The organism is Planctopirus limnophila DSM 3776 (assembly GCF_000092105.1).
Lineage (GTDB): Bacteria > Planctomycetota > Planctomycetia > Planctomycetales > Planctomycetaceae > Planctopirus > Planctopirus limnophila.
Map to the genome: position 1 here is coordinate 1,202,343 of NC_014148.1, position 19,294 is coordinate 1,221,636.

Genomic DNA, 19,294 nt, shown 5'->3' on the forward strand with positions numbered 1-19,294 from the left:
CGATCCTGACGATTACCAGTGACAGGTTGTCTTTTCGTGGGAGAAGCGGCTGGGAATGCCGATCTTTGGAGCGGTGAGGGAAATCAGGCTCCGATTCGAATGCCGCAAGATAGGTAGGTCAGGGATTTTGCTTTTGCTGGCAGGCAGTTTTTCGGCAGTTTTTGCCGTTACCGGGCAAAAACATTCCAGAAATGCCGAATCGGGACTTTTGCGAAAAAAAAATCCAACTTTTGTCTCAAGCCTCGTGAGGGGGCCGTCGATGTAGACGATGAGACAAGTTGTCTTCTGGCACCTGCGAACAAATGCCGGGGGATAGCTTCACGCCGTTCTGACAGGAACAAGGATCGAGCGATGAAAATTGCGTCCATGATGGTCGCTCTGGGAGGCCTGCTGGCCTTCGGACTGGCAGATGTTGCCGAAGCAAAATACTGCGGTGCCGCAAGGTATCGCTGCTGTCCTACTGAGGCATGTGCCCCGGCTGGCGATTACTGCGCCGCCAAGGCCTGCCCCACGACGTGCTACCAGACCGTTCAGGAAACGGTTTGGGATACGAAGCAGTACCAGTGCTGCCGCACGGTGTACGATCAGGTGACTTGCCAAGTGCCAGTGACCTGCACCCGTACCATTCGCGAGACCTGCTATCGTGAAGAGTGTTACACCGTGTGCAAGCCTGTTTATCAGACTTGCTATCGGGAAGTGACCTGCACGATCAAGAAGCCGGTTTACCAGACGTGCTATCGCGACGTGACCTGCACCATCAAGAAGCCGGTTTACCAGACCTGCTATCGCGACGTCTGCTACACCAAGTGCCGTCCTGTGTTCCAGACCTGCTATCGCGATGTGACCTGCACAGTCAAGAAGCCTGTCTGCGAAACGCATTATCGTCAGGTCTGCTGCACAACTTATCGGACAGAGACCGAGACCTGCTACCGAGACGTCTGCTACACCGTCTGCAAGCCTGTCACAACATACAAGACTGTGGAAGAGTGCACTGGCGAATGGGTGACTGAAACTTATCAGATCCCTGGCAAAATGGTGCAGAAGTGCGTGCAAGATCCCGGGACATGGGAATGGGATCCTTGTGCCTGCAAGTGTGTTTATCGTCCTGGTTGTGCCCGGATGGTTTGCGAGCAGTGCCCACCAACAACCTGCTGCAAGCGAACATGGGTTCCCCGTAAGGTTTGCAAGCAAGTTCCCTGCACGACGTATGTCCGTGAGACACAAACCTGCAAGCAGCCATATACTGTTTGCCGACGAGTACCTGTGCAGTCTGTGAAGCAAGTTCCTTACACCTGCGTTCGCTGGGAAAAAGAATGCGTGACGAAGCGCGTTCCTTACACGACCTGCTCGATGGTTCGTGAAACATGCACGAAGCGGGTGCCATACACGACCTGCTCGTGGACAACTGAGTGCATCACCAAGCGAGTTCCTTACACAACCTGCTCGTGGACAACGGAATGCATCACCAAGCGGGTGCCTTACACGACCTGCTCGATGACACGTGAAGTGAAAACCCGTCAGGTGCCTTACACGACCTGCCGTCAGGTCTGTGAGACCAAGATGGTGACAAAGACCAGTTGCGTGCCACGTAAAGTGGTCGAAACCAAGACGGTCTGCGTGCCACGAACTGTTTGCCGCCGGGTGCCTGTCACGGCCTGTGCCGCTGTTGATCCGAGCTGTGCAGTTCCTGCAGCTACGGCTCAGGCTCCCTGCAGCACATGCACCAAGTAGGTCTTTCCTTACAGATTTCAATCAGCCAGGTGTTGCCTCAAGGCCTCCCTGGCTGATTGTTTTTCTGGAATCGTGGCGTGAGCATCGAGTTGATCTTACGGGGAAAGCCAACCTGCAAACCTCTAAAAACGCTAATTTTGGAGAGAGGTGCAGTTATCCATAGCCGGAAAGTTTCGTGAGAGGATTTGTGGTGATTCCTGCTGATTCTTGAGAGTTTCTTTGTTGTTCCCTTGGCAAACTCTGGGGATCAAACAATCAAAGAACCGAGTTTAGGTTGACAAATAAGTTGACAGTCGGTGAACCTAAGCATTCTTGGAAACTTTGTGTACTTGTTGAGGCGAGTATCCAGAGCCACCTAATGGAGTTCACCTGAGAAGCGTTGCAAGCGAAGGGAGTCTCATCCGTGTTGCAGATTCAACTGGGTAAGTGGTCTACGAAGTGCTTTTCTGCTCTGGCACTTGGTGCCAGTCTTCTGGCAGCCACGATGGTGACTCGGGCTGATGAACCACGCATTACTTTCGTGCAACCGGGTGCTGACCGACTTCGGGAAGATCTGAAGTATCTGGTGAATCTGGCCCCCACGCCGGCACTCAAAAAGGAATGGGAAAACCTCGACGCCACGCTGGAAAGCTTTCTGGCGGGTGTGGATGGCAAAACGCCCATTCGCGTTGATGTGATTCTGGGCGATAAGGAACTGATTTATCAGCTGAACTTCCCGACCACCAAGCTCGAAGGCCGGGATGGCTTTTTGGACAACGTGGCTTCGTTTGGCTACACGGTCAAAAAGAATGCTGCCGGTCATTATGATCTGACAGAGCAGGGGGCTTCGAAGCGCAAGTATTTTCTGCGGGCCAATGGCAAGTATGCCATGCTCAGCCAGCGGCTACAGGACATTCCTGCGAATGCACCGGATCCCGGGAAGCTGGCACAGAATCTCCTCAGTGGGTCACAGGATATTGTGGCTGACCTGAAGAATGATCCCGCCACCATCACCCAGCGACAAGCCGACTTCACCAAGCTTCGCGTAGAACTCGAAGCGGCTGTTAAATTCAAACGCGACGAGGCCAAAGAAGTTTTTGAGCTGCGCAAGCTGGGGACAAACCACCAGTTGTCCGAACTCGAACGGTTTATCGTTCAGTCTGAGCATCTGCAGGCGACGTGGACCACAGATATTGAGGCGGGGAAAGGTTCAGGGACATTGCTCCTGACGGCTCTTCCGGGGACTGAGCTTGAAAAGAGCATTGCCTTACTCGGAACCAAACCAAGTGCCTTTTCGGCGATCAAGCTGCATGATCAGCCCGTGATCTCGGGTAAGACCTGCTTTGAACTCGACGACATGCGGCAGAAGCATTTGATCGAGTTTTATCCGGTGATGAATGCCGCTATTGGCGTGAATATCGAGAACCGTCCGAATCTCACGGCGGAAGGGAAAGCGGCTGCCAACGAATTTTCCAAGACACTCTTTGCGCTTCTGATAGACGGTGTCTCGTTAGGTGTAGTCGATTCGTATGTCGACCTGCATGCTGTCGAGGGGAATGTGCATAACATGACGTGTGGAATTCTGGCGAAGGAGACTTCGACGGTTCCCGCTCTGTTAGCACTTATGCCCAAGATTCGAGACGACTGGAAATACGAAGCCAATGTGGCAGAACATAATGGCGTGAAGATCCACAAGCTGACCTTCCCCGCTCGTCGCCTGGAAGGGTTTCAGTCGATCTTCGGGAAAGATCAAAGCGATCTTTACATTGGCGTCGGGAAGGAGATCGTCTGGGGTGCGGCTGGCAAAGGTGGCTTGGACGAACTGAAAGCTGCCATCGACCAGCAAGCCAGTGGTGAGAAGACAGTCAGCCCGGTGGTACTCTCCGGTACGGTCAAGTTTGGGCCGACGGTGCAGCTCCTGGAAATCTTCCGTGGGAACACTCCTGTCTCGAAGACCGGGAAATCCAAGGCAGAACTGGACCGCATCAAGAAGATTGAGAACCTGCGTAAGATGGCTGTCGATGCCTTCGCCAGTGGCGACGACCTGCTGACCTTCAGCCTCGAGCGTAAAGATAAAGAAGTCGTGGGCCAACTCAATGTTAACCAGGGAATTCTGCGATATGTGGGCTCGGTGATTGCGAACTTCTCGAAGGAAGCTTTGCGATAAGCTGGTGACATGAGCGACATGATGCGGTGAAAAGATAGCCCCCGGCATTGGTCAAATGCCGGGGGCTTTTTTTTGAACTTGTGATCCTCAACGAATGCGTTGTCCAGGAATCACAAGCGCGTCGTTGTTTACGGAGGCATGCTTGCCCAGAGCTGCAAGCATGGCACTTAGCGGACCCTACTCGCTGCAAACATTGCACAAATCAAACGACGGGAACAAGCCTCATTACCGATTGGAGACAAAGAAGGTTATTGCCGGTGGTGTGCGGAAGATGGTCCGCACAGCGGACCCTACGAGTTGATTCATTAATGCGTGATCTTTATTCATCATGCTGCGGATGAAAGTGGTTCGGGCCGGGCTCTCAGGGTGGCGCAGGTTGCTCGTCTGCGAACTACCTGTGTGACGGGGGCAAAAGAGGTTTTGCTGCCGGAAGAAATGTCATATGAGTCTCTGAGGAATTCAGGTGGAAACTTGACGGAGTTGCATGTCTGCAAATGCCGTCTTGTGCCGAAGCCACCCCGGTAGAAATCGGAATTTCAACCGGGGGCACAAAGACTCCATGTGAAAATCTGACACCACCCAAAAACAAAACACCCGCAACTCCAGAGAATGCTACCATTCCACTACGACAGGACTTCCTTTATCAGTCAACCACTTAACGACCTCCTCAACTGCAGATTGTCTGTCGGCATCAGTAAACGGCTCACAATCATGTGGAGGCTCCCACTGGGTTGTCCCACGCGGCAACACTATAGTGTCATACTTCAACAGTGCTTTATCTGTAAAGTAGATGTCGGTGTAAACGAGCGTGACGCGGTGACCTATTTTTACCTCGAAATGACTGGGGGTTACATCGATTATCATAGTTCACTCCAAACGCATTGCCAGGCAAAACTTTGCTGTCACACTTGTCATGCAGGGTGGCACAGGTTACTCGTCCGCAAGCTACCTGTGTGCTCGAGGCGAAAGAGGTTTGGCTGCTGTAAGCACTGCAATATGAGTCTCTGAAGATCACAGATGGGACTTTGCCAGTGCCCTCTTGTGGCTTGGCTACTCCGGTAGAAATCGGAATTTCAACCGGGGCCACACTGCCTGTAGAGAGAATCGAGAAGTTGCCAGACAGGTCGTCGAAAGTCATCTCCTGTCAACGCTTTGCCATACCATTTCTGAAGGCGATCATTGAAGTCTTCGTCCCTCCCGCTGAATATGTCGTAAAGGCAGGCATCGTCTGAAACAAAGTAAGGCCGATCCTCGTTATCGAACATGCGATCAAGGAACTCTGAAAGCTGGCTCTCTCTCTCCTTCAACTTATCGTCTTCCGCGAAATCGAATTCTTGGCTCATGGGGTTGCTCCAATCGGCACGAATCCACCGCAGGGTGGCACAGGTTGCTCGTCTGTGAGTTATCTGTGTGCCGGAGGCAGAAGAGGTTTTGCTGTCGCAAGCATTACAGTATGAGTCCCTGAAGATCTCGGATGCAACTCTGCCAGGGCTCTCCTGTGGCTTCACGACCCCGGTAGAAATCGGAATTTCAACGGGGTCCACCCTGCGTATTATGCACAACGATGCCTTGTGAGGGTAGTTTCTTGTGCCTGTCGTCACACAGACGTGCAAAGCCACATTTGGGCCACCCTGTCAGGAACTTTTTGATTGCAGCCCGGAGAGCCTGGGTAAACGACGGGAACGAGCCTCATTACCAATTGGAGACAAAGAAAGTGATCGGTGGTGGTGTGCGGAAGATGGTCCGCACAGCGGACCCTACTCGCTGATCTTCACTGATCATGCTGCGGATGAAAGCTGTTCGGTCTGGGCTTGATCTGTGGTGAGCCGGAGAATCAGATCGGCAGTGCGAGTCAAAGCTCCGGCGTTTACAACATCTCGCCTCAGGGCATCGAGTTCTTCCAGCTTCAGGGTCATCTGCTGAGGATCGGCCAGCCAGGGAGAAATCGCATCAGCCATCTGCCGGCCGGCTTCCGGCGCCTCTCCCACAAAGAGCAGTTCCGGGAAGATGCGGCGATTGGCCATCAGGTTCGGGAGTGAAAAGTGCGGAATGTGAATGATCTGGCGGCCAATCCAGTGTGTCAGCTTACTGCAGGAGTAGAACGTGGCGTACGGAGTGCGGCGGGCCAGAAGTTCGAGCGCGACTGAACCAGAGACAACCAGGGCACAATCCGCAATATCGATGATCTCGGGAGTGCGGCCCACGAAAAAGTTCATGCGCAATCCCCCGCCTGTGCGCACAAATTCTTCACTACACCACTGGCGCTGCTTCTCTTTGTAATTGGCAACGTAAAAAGTGAGATCGTCGAAACGCTCGTGGAGCATGCGGGCCGCTTCGAGCATGCGGGGCCAGTTATGGGTGACTTCATGACCACGCGAGCCGGGGAGCAAGGCGACGACGCGACCGGCTTGTGGTTTCCATTCTCTTACAAAAGATTGATCCAGTGGATGATGGACAATCTCATCGAAGAAGGGGTGTCCCACATTGGTGACGGGAACATTTCGCTGGGCGTACCATTCGGTCTCGAACTGTAAACCTGAAATCACATGATCGACGGTGCGTTTGAGTTTGTGAATTCGCCAACCACCCCAGGCCCACATCTGGGGAGGCATGAAGTAGTAGACGGGAATCCCTAACGATTTGGCTGCTTTGGCAATGTGCCAGTTGAAGCCGGGAAAATCGATGAGCACGACGGCATCCGGGCGGTGCTGCTTCAGATGAGCACGTGCCTGGCGGAAGACTTTGTAGAAGGTGGTCAGGAGTGGGAGGACCCGGAAGATCCCCATCACCGCCAGATTGGTGAGAGGGTAGATTACTTCACATCCAGCGACTTCCATGGCTGGGCCGCCCAGTCCGCTGACTTTCAGGCCTGGATGACGATGCTGGAGCGCGCGAATGAGGTGAGCGGCATGCTGATCGCCACTGGGTTCGCCCACGGAAAAGAAAATATGCATGATGATCGTCCCTGACTGCCCGGTCGTCGTTCACCAGTGGTTAAGGCCATCGCTGGCATCACTTACGAAGCCTGGTAAACAATCTCGCCATCCATTTGAGATCTGTGTTGAGACAGATCGTCCGATGGATGGCGTTTGCGGTCAAGGCGAGGTTTTGCTGGCCGATGAAATTGAGCCTGCGCTATCAGGACTGTCTTCAGGCGGCTTCGCGTTCGGCGACGGCTGCTGAGCGATTTTGAAGCAGTGGAACGACCTGTCCCAGGAGACGCTTCATTTCGGCGACGACACCCATTTCCAGCTCGTCGGTGGAAATCCCTTCACAGGCTTGTACGCAGGCGTAAATCCGGCGGACAAGTTCGCGATTTCCTTCCGTATCGACGCCATGCAGCTCGCCGTCGGTTGAAAGAACGAACATCGGAGCAGATGTCTGTTCCATCGTCTTACCTTCTGTTGGGGGCCAATTTTCCATCATTCGCGACCACGGCCTCAAGTGACTCAGTGGCGACAGATGGAGATGTTTTCGGTGGAGATCGACAGCCAGACGGCAATTCCGCCATATGAAATGTGGGACTTTAACGAATAGGACGACTTTCAGGTAAAACCTGCGATGGTTGATCGGCTCATTCTGCAGGAGGGCGGAGCGACTCTCAGGATTGTGGAATTTCGTGGTGGGATACTTCCCAGAAAGTGACAGCGCGTTGTGGGTTGCGAAAACATGCTTGCCCAGGGCTGCAAGCATGGCACTCATATCGCTCATATTTTATGGAAAGCGTGTGAGATGTTTTTTCAGCTGGAAACGACGAGCAATCTGATCAACAATGTTTGATTGGTGAGACAGAACTTCTCGATTGGCCCTGTGGATTGCCATTGTGACTCAGGAGAACATGCACTGGTTGCAGGAAGGGCAGGGGCGGCTGCCTGTCTGTCTCTGGTCGTTTACCACTGATGCGCCACTCGCGGATTTGAAGCTGGCTCGGGAGACGGGCGAAGTTGTGGCCAGCGATCATTCGGGTGGGATTTATCTGATCGATATTGAAGGGCGGGTGCGCGCACTGACCCGTTTAGGGCAAGTCGCCCGCGAAGTCGGCTTTGCTGATAATGGGGCCACGATTGCTGCGGTCTCCGGGCCGAGTTCGCTTTCTCTCATGAATCGAAAGCTCTCGTTCCAGTGGACGAGGCAACTCCCTGACAGCATTCTCGCCACTGCACTTGCCCCTTATGGTGAACATGTTGCCGTTTCGCTGACCGATGGCATGAATGCGATTTATACACTGGGGAATAAGAAACAGGCGACTTTTCAAACGCCCAGACCGCTCAAACATCTGGCGTTTCTGGGAACTGAAGCGGCATTGATTGGTGCGGCTGAGTATGGACTGATTTCCAAAATCCGCCTGGATGGACAGATTCTGTGGTCCGAATCGCTCTGGTCGACAGTGGGTGGATTGGCAGTCACCGGGAATGGCGAATCGATTCTGCTGGCAGGTTACATGCACGGGCTGCAGATGTTCGGCAATGATGGTTCTTCGGCGGGAACTTTGATGCTCGACGGCACAGCGAGCCATGTGGGCCAGAGTTTTCATCAACATCGCATTTACTCAGCCACGCTGGAGCAACATCTGGCCTGCCTGAGCAAAGCGGGAGACCTGGTTTATCTCTTAGGATTGCCGGAACCACTGCATCGTCTGCAGGTGACAGCAATGGGGGATGCGGTGATTGTGGGATTTCCCTCCGGGCGCATTATGAAACTCGCGATGCTGTAATCGATCGGTGGTTTGTCAGAACGGAGCCAGGCTATGCAGACATCCTCAACACGAATGTTATCCCGTCGGCATCTTTTGCGGGGAGCGGGAGCTATGCTGGCGCTGCCACTTCTGGACGCCATGCTCCCTCGAACGTGGGGAGCGCCTTCGCAGTTCAAACCGTGGAATCGCTCGCATGGACCACAGCCGCGGATGATCTGCTGCTATATTCCGAATGGTGTGAATATCCTCGAATGGGTGCCCGAAACAACGGGGAAAGAGTACCAGTTATCAAAGACTCTGCAGGTGCTGGAGCCTCATCGGGCTGATTTCACTGTCCTGTCGGGACTGGGGCATCCGGCTTCGCAAGGTGGGCATAGTGGAGCCGATACGTGGCTGACGGGGGCCAATCTGCAAGCGGTGCCGGGTGCCGATTATACGAATAGCGTGTCGATGGATCAGATCGTGGCAGATCTTCATGGGAAGCACACGCGCTACGGGTCTTTGCAGCTCAGTGATCAATCGGGAACGGGGAGTGCAGGGCATAGCCATACACTTTCTTTTGATGTTAATGGGACGCCACTTCCTGCCGAGAACTCGCCGCAACGATTATTCGAGCGACTGTTTGTTCCCGAAAGTGCGGCTGATAAAACGGCGACGCTTCGTCGTCTGGCCGAGAAGAAATCGATTCTTGACAGCGTGCGTGAGGATGCGAAGCGGCTGGAAAAAACACTCGGCAAGCGTGATCGACAAAAACTCGATGAGTATTTCACGAGTATCCGCACGACGGAAGAGCAGCTCAGCCGGATGGAAGCGTGGATTGATCGGCCCAAGCCGGAAGTTCCACCCACGAATCTGCAACTGGCGAGTCAACCGGGCAATGCCCATGATCGCCCGATGTGGATTGATGTGATGCTGGAACTGGCTTATCTGGCCTTTCTGACAGATACGACGCGCGTCATCACGTTCGAATGGTCGCGCGAAGCGGGTGGATTTGGCGGTGGCGGTGAGAATCATCACGAGTATTCCCATCATGGTGGGGATGCCGGGATGCTGGCCAAGCTGGGGCAAATTGACCGCTTTCATTTGTCGAAGCTCGACCGCTTTATGAATCTGCTCAAATCGACGACTGAGGCGGACAGCCACATGCTGGACCAGACGATCATTGTTTACGGCAGTGGGATGAATTCCGGCAAAGGGGGCGAGCACTCACCGAAGAACCTGCCTCTGCTGGTGGCTGGTGGCAAGAAGCTGGGCCTGAAGCATGGACAGCATCTGGCGTTTGATTCCGATAAGCATCCTCCGTTGTCGAACGTGCTGCTTTCGCTGGCTCAGAAGATGGGTGTGGAATCGGACCGCTTTTCGGACGCCACGGGTACGCTGACGGGACTCGTTTGAAGCCAGGGGCATCCTTCCAGAGAGCAAAACAGCCGGTTGATAAGCACGATGCTCACCAACCGGTTGCAAGAACTCTGGCAATCAAGACTCGATTGCCGGGATTATCGATTTAGTATTCGCCGACTGTTTCGCGACCACCTCGTGAACCGAGAGCGCGGTAGGTGGTGATGTCGATGTTTTCGGAGATGAACTTTACTGAACCATCGGCCATGGCAAAGAACGCACCACCTGTGTGCCAGCTGCCAAAACCGATCTGAGCAGCTTCACCACGGACAGTCAGGTCGAGAGCTGCGTTGATTTTGACGGCAGCCGAGCCTGTACATTCGGAAAACTCTGATCCACTCGTGTTGCCGGGAGCCCAACCACCTGATTGGGGGATGGAGATGATCCAGTGATCAAAAGCAACACCATTCCGGCCGGCTGAGGGATTGGTGTAGAACTCACCGATCATAATGGTGTTCGATGTTCCATCGATGACATCGCGGATGCGCACAGAACTGACTCCAAAGAACATCCCGTCCGGGGCGGAAGCATTTTCGTGAGAGACCGCACCGGTGGGTGCACCGACAGTGGTTAATTCTGAATCCTGATCGGCGTAGACGTTGCTGCCCGAGCAGACTCCGTAGCTTAAAACCCCGCGACCTGGGATCGATTCGCTATCGATATTGCTGGCGACAGCCATACTGGGGCAGCGGAAGATGGGGATATTGGCACCAGAAGTGGCCATGTTTGCGACACAATTACTGTTATTCCAGTTACCGGGATCACCTTCGGCTCGAATGATCGTGTTGAATAGAGCTGTCTGTTCAATCTGAGGGAGGATCTGATTGGTCCAACTGCCTTCCAGAGTATCCCAGGCAAAAACAAACGTATTCGAGTTGTCGTGATAGTTATGCATCGCCAGAGCGAGGTTTTTCAGATTATTGCGGCAAGCTGTCCTGCGAGCGGCTTCTCGTGCCTGTTGCACAGCGGGTAGCAAGAGGGCAATGAGGATCGCGATAATCGCAATGACGACGAGCAACTCGATGAGTGTAAAGCCATTTCTGGCAGGATGGGCGGCAGGTTCCGACTTACGAATGACCATTTCGTTCCTAATAGAATTTGAGAAGATTACGAGCAGAGCGCGCTTTTCAGGAATACTCAGTGGGGAGAATTAATACTGCCCCTGCGGAGTTGAATAGAGTTCGAAGTTGATTTCGTTAGTACCTGCCACGACATCCGCGGTTAATGTGGTTTTGTTGTGGTAGATGGGGAGTAGCTTCTCGACTGGTTCTGGTGCACCTTCAACGACAGGAGAAGGTGTGTACCCGGAGATTTCGGGTGGACTGAAGACGGTGCGAATCACGACAGATTTCTTACCGATGGCCGCCCCCTTCTGCTTCTGGTCGAAAATCAGTTCATATCGACCGTCGCTATCGGTAATGCCCCAGGAGCTGCTATAGCCCGCTTCGGAGAATGTGACCATGGCGTTCGGGAGCGGTGTGCCATCGAGAGTGACCCGGCCTGTGACTGGTGCCCACTCAAACATCTGATAATTACCGGAAACATCGTTCGAGCAGCCTGCTGCGAAACTCAGGATATATAAATACAGGGAGCCGGGAACGAGCAGGGATCTGAAGAATCTCGCGTGCATCAATTGAACCTTGATGTTGATGTGTGAAGTCTGGCCAGATAGCGAACACCGGGACGAAAAAGATGATTGTCTAGTACTAGTATTCGCCAACAGTTTCGCGGCCCGCTCGGGAGCCGAGGGCTCGGTATGTTGTGAGGTCGATGTTTTCGGAGATGAATTTGACAGAGCCATCGGCCATCGCGAAGAAGGCTCCGCCCGTGTGGTAGCTGCCAAAGCCGGCTTCGGCAAATTGACCGGGGACTGTCAGATCGAGCCAGCCGTTGATCTTGGAGCCAGTTCCACCGATACATTCGCTGAATTCCGTGCCGCCTGTGGTGCTCGATGGTGCCCAGTTGCCGGATTGAGGGACACAGATGATCCAGTGATCGAACGCCTGGCCATCTCGACCGTTCATGTTGGTGTAAAACTCCCCCAGCATGACGGTGTTGGAGGTGCCGTCGATGACGTCGCGAATACGGACGGAACTGCAACCCCAGAAGATCCCGTCGAGATCATTATCTGAGAGGGCCTTGGCACCGGCCGGGACGGGGAGTGAGGCCAGTTCGCTGGCGTTGTCTGTGAAGACATTACCGCCGCCGCAGACTCCGTAGCTGGCGACGCCGCGATTGGGGATACTCTCATTGGTCAACTGGGGTGACATGGCGGTGCTGGGACAGAACATGACGGGAATTGAGGCTCCGCCGGCCGCGTTATTGGCAGGGCTGCTGGTGTTCCAGTTCCCCGGGTTTCCTTCGGCGCGGATGATTGTGCTGAACAGCGGAGCCTGGTCGATTTGTGGCAGAATCTGGCTCGACCAGCTCCCTTCGAGCGAGTCGAAGGCAAAGACGAAGGTTCCATGCTGGTCATGGTAGTTGTGCATGGCCAGGGCCAGGTTTTTCATGTTGTTCCGGCAAGCCGTCCGACGGGCTGCTTCTCGTGCCTGCTGAACAGCGGGCAAAAGGAGGGCAATGAGAATCGCAATAATGGCGATCACCACCAGCAGCTCGATGAGTGTGAAGCCTGCTGAACGGTTTTTTTGTGGATTGCTGGTCAACTGAGGCACTCCTGAGAATTTGAATTTCAGAACAAACAAAGAGTGCCGCTAAGAATAAACACTGATATAAAATTTGTATTAATGCTCCATAAAGTTTCCTGAATATACACTTTTGTGAATCAATCAACGTGTGGGTGGCTCATCAATCGATTGTCAGATGCAGGGCGGGGACTTCGAGTCGTGAGCTGATTCGGTGAAGGAAGACTGCGTGTTGACATTCAGGAAACACGCCAGTCGGGTGCCGAATTGAGGGGGCCAACTCATCACACTGAGCTTGGGCCGAGTACAGTGTCCGATTGGCGACAGATCCCTTTTGCAGATTGAGCCTGTCTCTGGTGAACTCGCGCGGTGTATGCTCAAAGGAGCTTTGTGCACCCCGCGTGACGCTCTGGCTTTTCCAAACATTGATCGAGGAAACGTTCGATGGTCGTAAAAACTCCGGCTCGCAAATTGCGAACAAAGGAAAGCCAACTGTCTTTGGCAATCTTCCCGTCAGGGAGTCAAGATGCGGCCCGCAGTGCGGGCATAATCTCCGGGGAGATGATTCCTTATACGATCACTCCGACCGAGCTCGGATTATTGATGGTCGCCGGTAGTTCTCGTGGACTTTTGTATGTCGCGATGAGCGGTGATGCGGAGAGTCTGGCTGAGGACTTTTCCCGCAGATTCGAAAAGAAAGGCCTGCAACTGGGTGTTCGCCTAACTGACTCCTCAGCCAGCAAACTCTTCCACTGGACTCAGCAGATTCTCGAATACCTCGCTGGAAAGTTGCGAGATTGGAGCCTCCCGATCGATATGCAGGGAACGCCATTTCAGCAGGAGGTGTGGGAGGCTTTAAGGCAGATTCCTTATGGGGAAACTCGCACCTATGCTCAACTGGCGAGGAACATTGGCAAGCCGGCGGCTGTCCGTGCTGTCGCCAATGCCTGCGGGGCCAATCCTCTGGCCATCGTCATCCCCTGCCATCGAGTGATTGGCAGTGATGGTCAACTGACTGGCTTCCGCTGGGGAATCGAGCGTAAGGCAGCACTGCTCCAACTCGAACGGGTGCTGGCTGATTGATTCCGCTTGTCTGGTGAATCGCCTGTCTGGTGAATACGAGAAAGGGTACGCCTTAAAGAAGCATGAGGAAACTGATCGCTCGCTGGCTCTCCGAGTGACTTTTGGGGAGTCGGCGATGGTTATGTATGAGCGCAGCGGTTTGTTGCCTGGCTATTCTATCAGAGGGATGCTGAGCTAACACGCAGGACACGAAGAGCACGAAGGTTAAGAGAGGTTGTTGTGAACCTGGGGAATGAAGTATTGGACGCCGGTCGTTTTTGAGAGGAGCACTGCTGGCGAGCCAGCAGTGGCACACGTTCGGCTTCAGCGGTCTTGCGGCCTCGCTTTCACATGAAGGCACGTGGGAGAGTAGATGCTGGTGGGTTGCGCGGACTTAACCCACCCTACACGACTACACGACTACACGACTGGTAGATTGGCGCTCTGGCGTAAACGTTTATATCAAGACGCATCGGTTGGGAAGACCCTCACCTGGTTCTCTCCCGGAAGACGGGGCGATGGTTCCAGAGGGGCCTGCCGCAGAAAGAGAATCTGAGGTCACCACGAAGGTCACGAAGTTTGGGGGAGAGACGAGTGGGAGGTTGTTACGCGTGGGGGGGCAGCAAAAAAGTGTGATGTCGGGTGGATAGTGGGAGGAGCACTACTGGCGAGTCAGCAGTGCTCCCGGAAAAATGAGTTGGCTGGATATGAGTTGGACGTATATAAGTCAGGAAGGCAGGCGGGAGCCTGCCCTAGATGACTACCCTACTCTGAGTTGCTTAGAGTTCGTTGCCGAGTTGACTGCGAGCGATGAGGCGGCCGAAGAGTTTAACGAGGCCGTCATCGAATTCGAGCTGGAGTTTCAGGGCATCGCCGCTGGGTTTCATGCGGAAGCGAACTTGATGCCCGGTTCCTTTGAAGGCAATGGCCGATTCTTCCTTGAAAGTTTCCACGGCTCGTCCTCGACGATCAATCAAATCGACCCACCGGGAAATTTCGGCAGTCACCAGGATGGGAGCACGTTCTGGTCGTGTGGTATCGTCGGCTGGTTTCGCAGCCTCATCGATCGTTTTTCGCAAGGCGGCAATCGCTTGACCTTTGCTGGCCGCTGCAAACCAGATGGCTTCTGGAGTGGCGAGGAAAGCGAGTTCTCCACCGTCTTCGCCATAGAGGCGTCGATTGGCACCATTGGGATCGAGAGTGGCTCGATGCACCGGAAAATCGTTGATGCGGGCGACATCGAGTTCGAGTTTCTGCAAGCGATCATTTTCGGGCTGGCGGTCTTTGATCAATTGCACCAGTTTTTGAAGTGCGAGGGGAAACTCTTCGCCGCCGGGGAGACGAAAACCACCAACGACCTCGTACTGCGACTGTTCCGCGCCAATCATCTGGACGAAAACATCGACCAGGCCCGCCTGGGTCGATCTCTGGAGAGCACCGAAGAGGGGCTGAAAGGCATCGATATCTGTGGGAGCGCCGGGTTTACCGGCAGCGATCGACTTTTCGATTTCCTTTTTGAGGACTTGTTCGGCTGTTGTCCAGACCTGCTGAAGCAGTGTCTGCTGCTCGGGCTCCAGAATGGTCGAGACACCGACCGTTAGGGTCGTTTCCCGATCCAGCAGGGCTCCGAATTGACTGTGCCGACCGGGAAAGGCACTGAAGGCTTTGACGAGTTTACTGTCGGGGGTTCCGACGACTTCGAGTTCTATGGTGGCGACCATTGTCTCGCGATTGAGCCTGGCACCGATGGTGACTTCTTCGGTGTCGGAAACCATTCGCTCAAACTGCTTGATCACGGATTCGCCGCCGGCACGCCTGAGGCGGTAACCCTCTGCGGGCTCGTTATCTCTTTGCTGGAGATCTGCTCGTAAAGTCGTCTTGGCGAATTCGAGAAAGACACTTTTCAAACCTACGGGAATGTTCTTGAGCAAGCCACTGAAACTGGCATCGTAACGGGCAGCAAAGGGTTCGGTGAGTGGGCCTGGATCGGGGAAGTTCCGATCCGCATGCTCTGCCTCGCCGACCATAATGAGGTAGTTGCCGCGAGTGACAGCGTGAATGGTCGTGCTTTCACCGAAGACGACTTTCCAGCGATCTGCCGAGCCTTCGACTTTTTGAAATGTTCCGGGAGTGGGAGACATGCTGCACATCCAGCCCAGGAACTCATCCACATTGGTGACGGGGATAAATGTGGCAGCCCACATGGGTTCGGTGAGGATGTCTCCGAGGTACATCATCATCCCCAGGGGGCGTGTTCTGTCGACGCCCTTGAGTTCTTTGAGATCGTTCTTGAGCCACATTTCCATGGCGGGGATCATGTCAGGACGTTCACACTTCTCGAATAACGTCCGGCCATGCTTTTCGAGAGTTTCGACATTAGCGATTTGGGAAAGCAGCAATGGCTGATCGACACGTGCGGGCTTTTGTGGTGCCTCTTGCGAAAAACCGGCGGCTGGAAACGTGCTGAAGATGAGAATCAAACCCAGCAGCAAGCGATGGATTTGAAGTGGGCCCCGGGAAATCTGGCAGGGATTCGAAAAGCGACTGATGGATTGAACGGACGCTTGGAGCGAGGCAATCGATTGCATGAGCCACCCTGGTGAATCGAGTCGAGGAGATGATGAAGTGCTGCTGAGCCATTGCTGATGAGAACGACCACCGACAAATGAAGCCGTTTGAGCAGACTCGTGAAGAGTACCCATGTGGGAGTCGGCAGGTTTCAGATGGTCTACTCGTAATTGGCGGCAGAATCCAGCAGGAAAACACTTCAGGCCAGGCGTCAGGGGTTGGAGAGTCCCGAGGTTCTCAATCAGACCCGAGAAAGTGTGATTCAGCGGGTGGAAATGTGTAGATCGCCCCGTATTTACAAATGCTCGGCACCTTGGTCGGTGTGAATTCTGGCGGAGTGTTCAACCGAGAGAAAATGCGGAGCAGCCACGCTGACTTTGGAAAGGCCTGAGAGAGCCAGGATTTTCTCGCTGAAATCGAGATCTGGCACCAGGCAGGGATGCTTGTATTGTTCGAGAGAGCCACCTTTGCGCTGGAGTCGATCCTGGCGAAAGGCTTGCCACGTTCCCTGGGGCACTGTAATCACTTCGACAGGCCCCAGCCTGTGAGATTCACGTTTGTCTCGATACTCGCAATTCGAGTTGATCAATTGGCAATCGATGGCCTTTGCCAGCCGGGAAGCAGAGACACCTTCGGCAAAACTTTCTGTATGCAACCTGTAGTGAGGGGGGGCTCCCCAAACAGGAGCGACAGTAAAACAACCGACTTCACAATGAAGCTCTCGAGACGCATGATGAACGGCGTTTACGACCTGGGATTCGGAGAGCTTTTCACCAGTGAGATTAGAGATATGGGCTCCTTTGTGGAGAAACTCCAGCATGGGAGTCTGATGGTAAAACCCCGTGCATCTCACGACATCACGGATATCGTAACGATAAAGGCCAGACGTCGTTGTGAGGAGTATGTAGTAATCCTGCCCCAGTTCGAGTTCATGAGCACCCAGAACGACAGGATTCGAGCGACCATACTCAGCTTCCGGAATGAATTCAAAATAGTGAGTTCCGATATCCAGTACGCCAGAACTCGTTTCGTCTTCCAGAGGAATTGTCATGCGGCCTTCGCTGGCAGAAAGCCCGTGATCTCTTACAGGGACATTGCCATAAAGTTTTCGCATCGAAGGGAGATAATGCTTGACTGCGCCACCCGTCCACACAGCCAGAGCTTGCAGGTGCGGCCAGAAATCGCCGGGAGTTAACTGCCCCGTCTGCTGAACGAGATTTTCGAGCCACAACGCTCTCGATTTATTGGGGCGAAAGTGGCCCTTGGTAAAGGTTGTCCGAAATTCTGCCGGGATCGACTGTGCATAATGGATTGTGCCGTCGTGGATATCTCGGATGAGAGTCTCTTTGTGTTCGTTGGCCAGTTGTGCCCATCGAATTAATGTGCTCGGATTGGCAGTTGTAATCAATCCCACATGTTCGTTGGCCATCGCACATCGAAGGCTGATATAGCTCTTGGCCTCTGTGTCTCGAACTTTGGCAACTTCGGGTGGAATCGTATACATCGAGCGCACAATGCGGCTCTGCATGCTCGTGACCAGGCCGCTGATGTTGCCGCAAGGTGTCCCGCCGGATGTGTGAAACTGTTCGTAGTCGCTGGTGAGCTGCACGATGTCGAGCCGATTGGCTTTTTCGTGGTCGTTAAAGAAACGAAGCCCCCAGATATTCCACCCACGCCGGTAATCATCAAGAAATGGTTTTGTGATGGGAATATACTTCGATTCAGCGGTTGTTCCGCTGCTCAATGCGAACATCAGGAGTGGATTATTCGCCCCTAGCAGTGCAGAGGTCGCTCCCCGTTGGACCTGCTCAATGTAAGGCCTGACGAGTTCAAAATCTGAGACCGGGATCTGGAGCCGGTAATCATCTGGCGAAAGCGAAGCCTTTAATCCGTGCTTGCGAGAGAACTCACTGGTCGCATTGAGTGCCAGAATTCTCGACAACGTCTCACGCTGAGTCCGATAGCACTGCTCACAACGAGAAAGATATTCGTCGGCAACGTGGCTCAAACGACGCCGGACGAGCTTGCCTCCAAGGTAACGCAACATCCTCAGCATACAAAAATTCCCAGAGTTTCCGGCCGTCGTGATTTCGCCCGTATCTGTGGAGAAAACAGGCAATCAGTGCACTACTCAGGGTTATCGGTGCGAAAGGAGGGAGAGTTGAGAGGCCACTACCGGTTGGGGGGATTCTGCCGCAAAGTCCGCCCCCGCAAGCGATCTCCAATAGCGAATTCATACCGGTGATCAAGCTCGATTCCATCCCGCAGAATCAAGCCCTGCAAACGAAAAAGGCCTCGCCAACAAAAGTGACGAGGCCTTAAAATGATACAGCGTAATGACTTAGAGAAGAGTAGGAACAAGAAAAAGCATGCACTACTTCTTCTTAGCTGCCTTCTTCTTATCATCCTTCTTATCTTCTGCAGCCTTCTTCTTCTTCTTCTTGCCAATCACCATTTTCACGATACGAAGCTTCGGAAGTCCAAACGGGCTATCCTGTGTGCCCAGCTTGTCTTCTCCAATCATCTGCAGAATTCGCTCACTTCGCGACAGAACATTGCGGGAACGTGCGAGACGGCCCTTACGCTTCAAACTTTTATCGATCGACACGACCCAACTCCAGATCTCGTCAGTAGTTCCGGCAATAAACCAGAGCATGTACGCATCCGCTGCACGCTCCTCATCCCTTAAGTCTAATCGCCATCTCGTTGTTTCGCAACCGTTGCACTCTCTTCTCCACCCGAGGCCCACGAGGCCAGTCGCCAGACTTTTCACGCTCCATACGCACTCAGAATCTTCACTTTCCTTCACTCTCAAGGAAACTCCACTCGTGGATTACCGAACTTCCAGCTCGGCGCCTGCCATAGTTTTGCCCCTGAAGCAAAGCTATCTGTTATATCACCAATCAAAAGAGTGACAAAACTTCCGCATGACCTGCTGGCACAACGGCTTCGCATATCATCAATCACCTGAACACTCCCATCACAACCCGATCCCCAAAAATCCCGGCCGATCAACCCCTCACCATTCAGTCCCGCCAGTATCCTCCGCTA

15 protein-coding genes are annotated in these 19,294 nt (G+C 53.7%); 5 read left to right on the forward strand and 10 right to left on the reverse strand.

Translation table 11 applies throughout. The features are described from left to right. The first annotated feature begins 351 nt into the window (after positions 1–351). Together PLIM_RS04875 and PLIM_RS04880 are read left to right on the forward strand one after the other, a co-directional pair. Positions 352–1,731: a hypothetical protein gene (locus PLIM_RS04875; RefSeq protein ID WP_013109212.1), complete on the forward strand. Its 1,380-nt coding sequence runs from the start codon at positions 352–354 to the stop codon at positions 1,729–1,731. Between the two features lie 403 nt (positions 1,732–2,134). Further along, positions 2,135–3,877, forward strand: coding sequence for a hypothetical protein (locus PLIM_RS04880; RefSeq protein WP_013109213.1), 1,743 nt, complete (start codon positions 2,135–2,137; stop codon positions 3,875–3,877). 612 nt (positions 3,878–4,489) lie between these two features. Here PLIM_RS04880 and PLIM_RS24950 read toward each other — a convergent pair. From PLIM_RS24950 to PLIM_RS24030, 4 genes are all read right to left on the reverse strand, one after another. Continuing rightward, positions 4,490–4,741, reverse strand: a complete 252-nt coding sequence (locus tag PLIM_RS24950; RefSeq protein ID WP_013109215.1) for an Imm74 family immunity protein — start codon at positions 4,739–4,741, stop codon at positions 4,490–4,492. A gap of 209 nt (positions 4,742–4,950) precedes the next feature. Further along, a complete protein-coding gene (locus tag PLIM_RS04890; protein ID WP_013109216.1) occupies positions 4,951–5,220 on the reverse strand; it encodes a hypothetical protein in 270 nt (89 codons plus the stop codon). Positions 5,221–5,655: 435 nt separating this feature from the next. Beyond that, on the reverse strand, positions 5,656–6,831 hold the full coding sequence (gene lpxB, locus PLIM_RS04895; RefSeq protein WP_013109218.1) for a lipid-A-disaccharide synthase: 1,176 nt from the start codon (positions 6,829–6,831) through the stop codon (positions 5,656–5,658). A gap of 196 nt (positions 6,832–7,027) precedes the next feature. Beyond that, a complete protein-coding gene (locus PLIM_RS24030) occupies positions 7,028–7,267 on the reverse strand; it encodes a hypothetical protein (protein WP_148226976.1) in 240 nt (79 codons plus the stop codon). A 412-nt stretch (positions 7,268–7,679) separates the two neighbouring features. Here PLIM_RS24030 and PLIM_RS04905 point away from each other — a divergent pair, with 412 nt between their 5' ends. Beyond that, positions 7,680–8,591 carry a hypothetical protein gene (locus PLIM_RS04905; RefSeq protein ID WP_041401135.1) on the forward strand — a complete coding sequence of 304 codons (912 nt, stop codon included), beginning with the start codon at positions 7,680–7,682 and terminating at the stop codon, positions 8,589–8,591. A 33-nt stretch (positions 8,592–8,624) separates the two neighbouring features. After that, positions 8,625–9,968: a DUF1552 domain-containing protein gene (locus PLIM_RS04910; RefSeq protein WP_041401137.1), complete on the forward strand. Its 1,344-nt coding sequence runs from the start codon at positions 8,625–8,627 to the stop codon at positions 9,966–9,968. 109 nt (positions 9,969–10,077) lie between these two features. Here PLIM_RS04910 and PLIM_RS04915 read toward each other — a convergent pair whose 3' ends face one another. The 3 genes from PLIM_RS04915 to PLIM_RS04925 all read right to left on the reverse strand — a co-directional run bounded on the left by PLIM_RS04915 (position 10,078) and on the right by PLIM_RS04925 (position 12,634). Continuing rightward, a complete protein-coding gene (locus PLIM_RS04915; protein ID WP_013109222.1) occupies positions 10,078–11,052 on the reverse strand; it encodes a DUF1559 domain-containing protein in 975 nt (324 codons plus the stop codon). Positions 11,053–11,121: 69 nt separating this feature from the next. After that, a complete protein-coding gene (locus PLIM_RS04920; protein ID WP_148226977.1) occupies positions 11,122–11,496 on the reverse strand; it encodes a carboxypeptidase regulatory-like domain-containing protein in 375 nt (124 codons plus the stop codon). A 181-nt stretch (positions 11,497–11,677) separates the two neighbouring features. Further along, positions 11,678–12,634 carry a DUF1559 domain-containing protein gene (locus PLIM_RS04925; RefSeq protein WP_013109224.1) on the reverse strand — a complete coding sequence of 319 codons (957 nt, stop codon included), beginning with the start codon at positions 12,632–12,634 and terminating at the stop codon, positions 11,678–11,680. Between the two features lie 423 nt (positions 12,635–13,057). On the opposite strand from PLIM_RS04925, the gene PLIM_RS04935 reads away from it, so the two are divergent. Then, on the forward strand, positions 13,058–13,696 hold the full coding sequence (locus PLIM_RS04935) for a methylated-DNA--[protein]-cysteine S-methyltransferase (protein ID WP_013109225.1): 639 nt from the start codon (positions 13,058–13,060) through the stop codon (positions 13,694–13,696). Positions 13,697–14,454: 758 nt separating this feature from the next. Here PLIM_RS04935 and PLIM_RS04940 read toward each other — a convergent pair. The 3 genes from PLIM_RS04940 to PLIM_RS04950 form a co-directional block, all read right to left on the reverse strand. Beyond that, positions 14,455–16,263 carry a hypothetical protein gene (locus PLIM_RS04940; RefSeq protein WP_013109227.1) on the reverse strand — a complete coding sequence of 603 codons (1,809 nt, stop codon included), beginning with the start codon at positions 16,261–16,263 and terminating at the stop codon, positions 14,455–14,457. 275 nt (positions 16,264–16,538) lie between these two features. Further along, entirely contained in the window at positions 16,539–18,299 is a 1,761-nt protein-coding gene (locus tag PLIM_RS04945) for a GH3 auxin-responsive promoter family protein (protein ID WP_013109228.1), read from the reverse strand. 318 nt (positions 18,300–18,617) lie between these two features. Then, a complete protein-coding gene (locus PLIM_RS04950; protein WP_013109229.1) occupies positions 18,618–18,899 on the reverse strand; it encodes a small basic protein in 282 nt (93 codons plus the stop codon). Positions 18,900–19,294: the final 395 nt, after the last annotated feature.

Bases quoted from the DNA above. Each gene is read 5' to 3' on its own strand.
- PLIM_RS04950 (WP_013109229.1), bottom strand. From the start codon at position 18,899: ATGCTCTGGTTTATTGCCGGAACTACTGACGAGATCTGGAGTTGGGTC.
- PLIM_RS24950 (WP_013109215.1), bottom strand. From the start codon at position 4,741: ATGATAATCGATGTAACCCCCAGTCATTTCGAGGTAAAAATAGGTCAC.
- PLIM_RS04940 (WP_013109227.1), bottom strand. From the start codon at position 16,263: ATGCAATCGATTGCCTCGCTCCAAGCGTCCGTTCAATCCATCAGTCGC.
- PLIM_RS04935 (WP_013109225.1), top strand. From the start codon at position 13,058: ATGGTCGTAAAAACTCCGGCTCGCAAATTGCGAACAAAGGAAAGCCAA.
- lpxB (WP_013109218.1), bottom strand. From the start codon at position 6,831: ATGCATATTTTCTTTTCCGTGGGCGAACCCAGTGGCGATCAGCATGCC.
- PLIM_RS04875 (WP_013109212.1), top strand. From the start codon at position 352: ATGAAAATTGCGTCCATGATGGTCGCTCTGGGAGGCCTGCTGGCCTTC.
- PLIM_RS04915 (WP_013109222.1), bottom strand. From the start codon at position 11,052: ATGGTCATTCGTAAGTCGGAACCTGCCGCCCATCCTGCCAGAAATGGC.
- PLIM_RS04920 (WP_148226977.1), bottom strand. From the start codon at position 11,496: ATGTTTGAGTGGGCACCAGTCACAGGCCGGGTCACTCTCGATGGCACA.
- PLIM_RS04910 (WP_041401137.1), top strand. From the start codon at position 8,625: ATGCAGACATCCTCAACACGAATGTTATCCCGTCGGCATCTTTTGCGG.
- PLIM_RS04945 (WP_013109228.1), bottom strand. From the start codon at position 18,299: ATGCTGAGGATGTTGCGTTACCTTGGAGGCAAGCTCGTCCGGCGTCGT.
- PLIM_RS24030 (WP_148226976.1), bottom strand. From the start codon at position 7,267: ATGGAACAGACATCTGCTCCGATGTTCGTTCTTTCAACCGACGGCGAG.
- PLIM_RS04890 (WP_013109216.1), bottom strand. From the start codon at position 5,220: ATGAGCCAAGAATTCGATTTCGCGGAAGACGATAAGTTGAAGGAGAGA.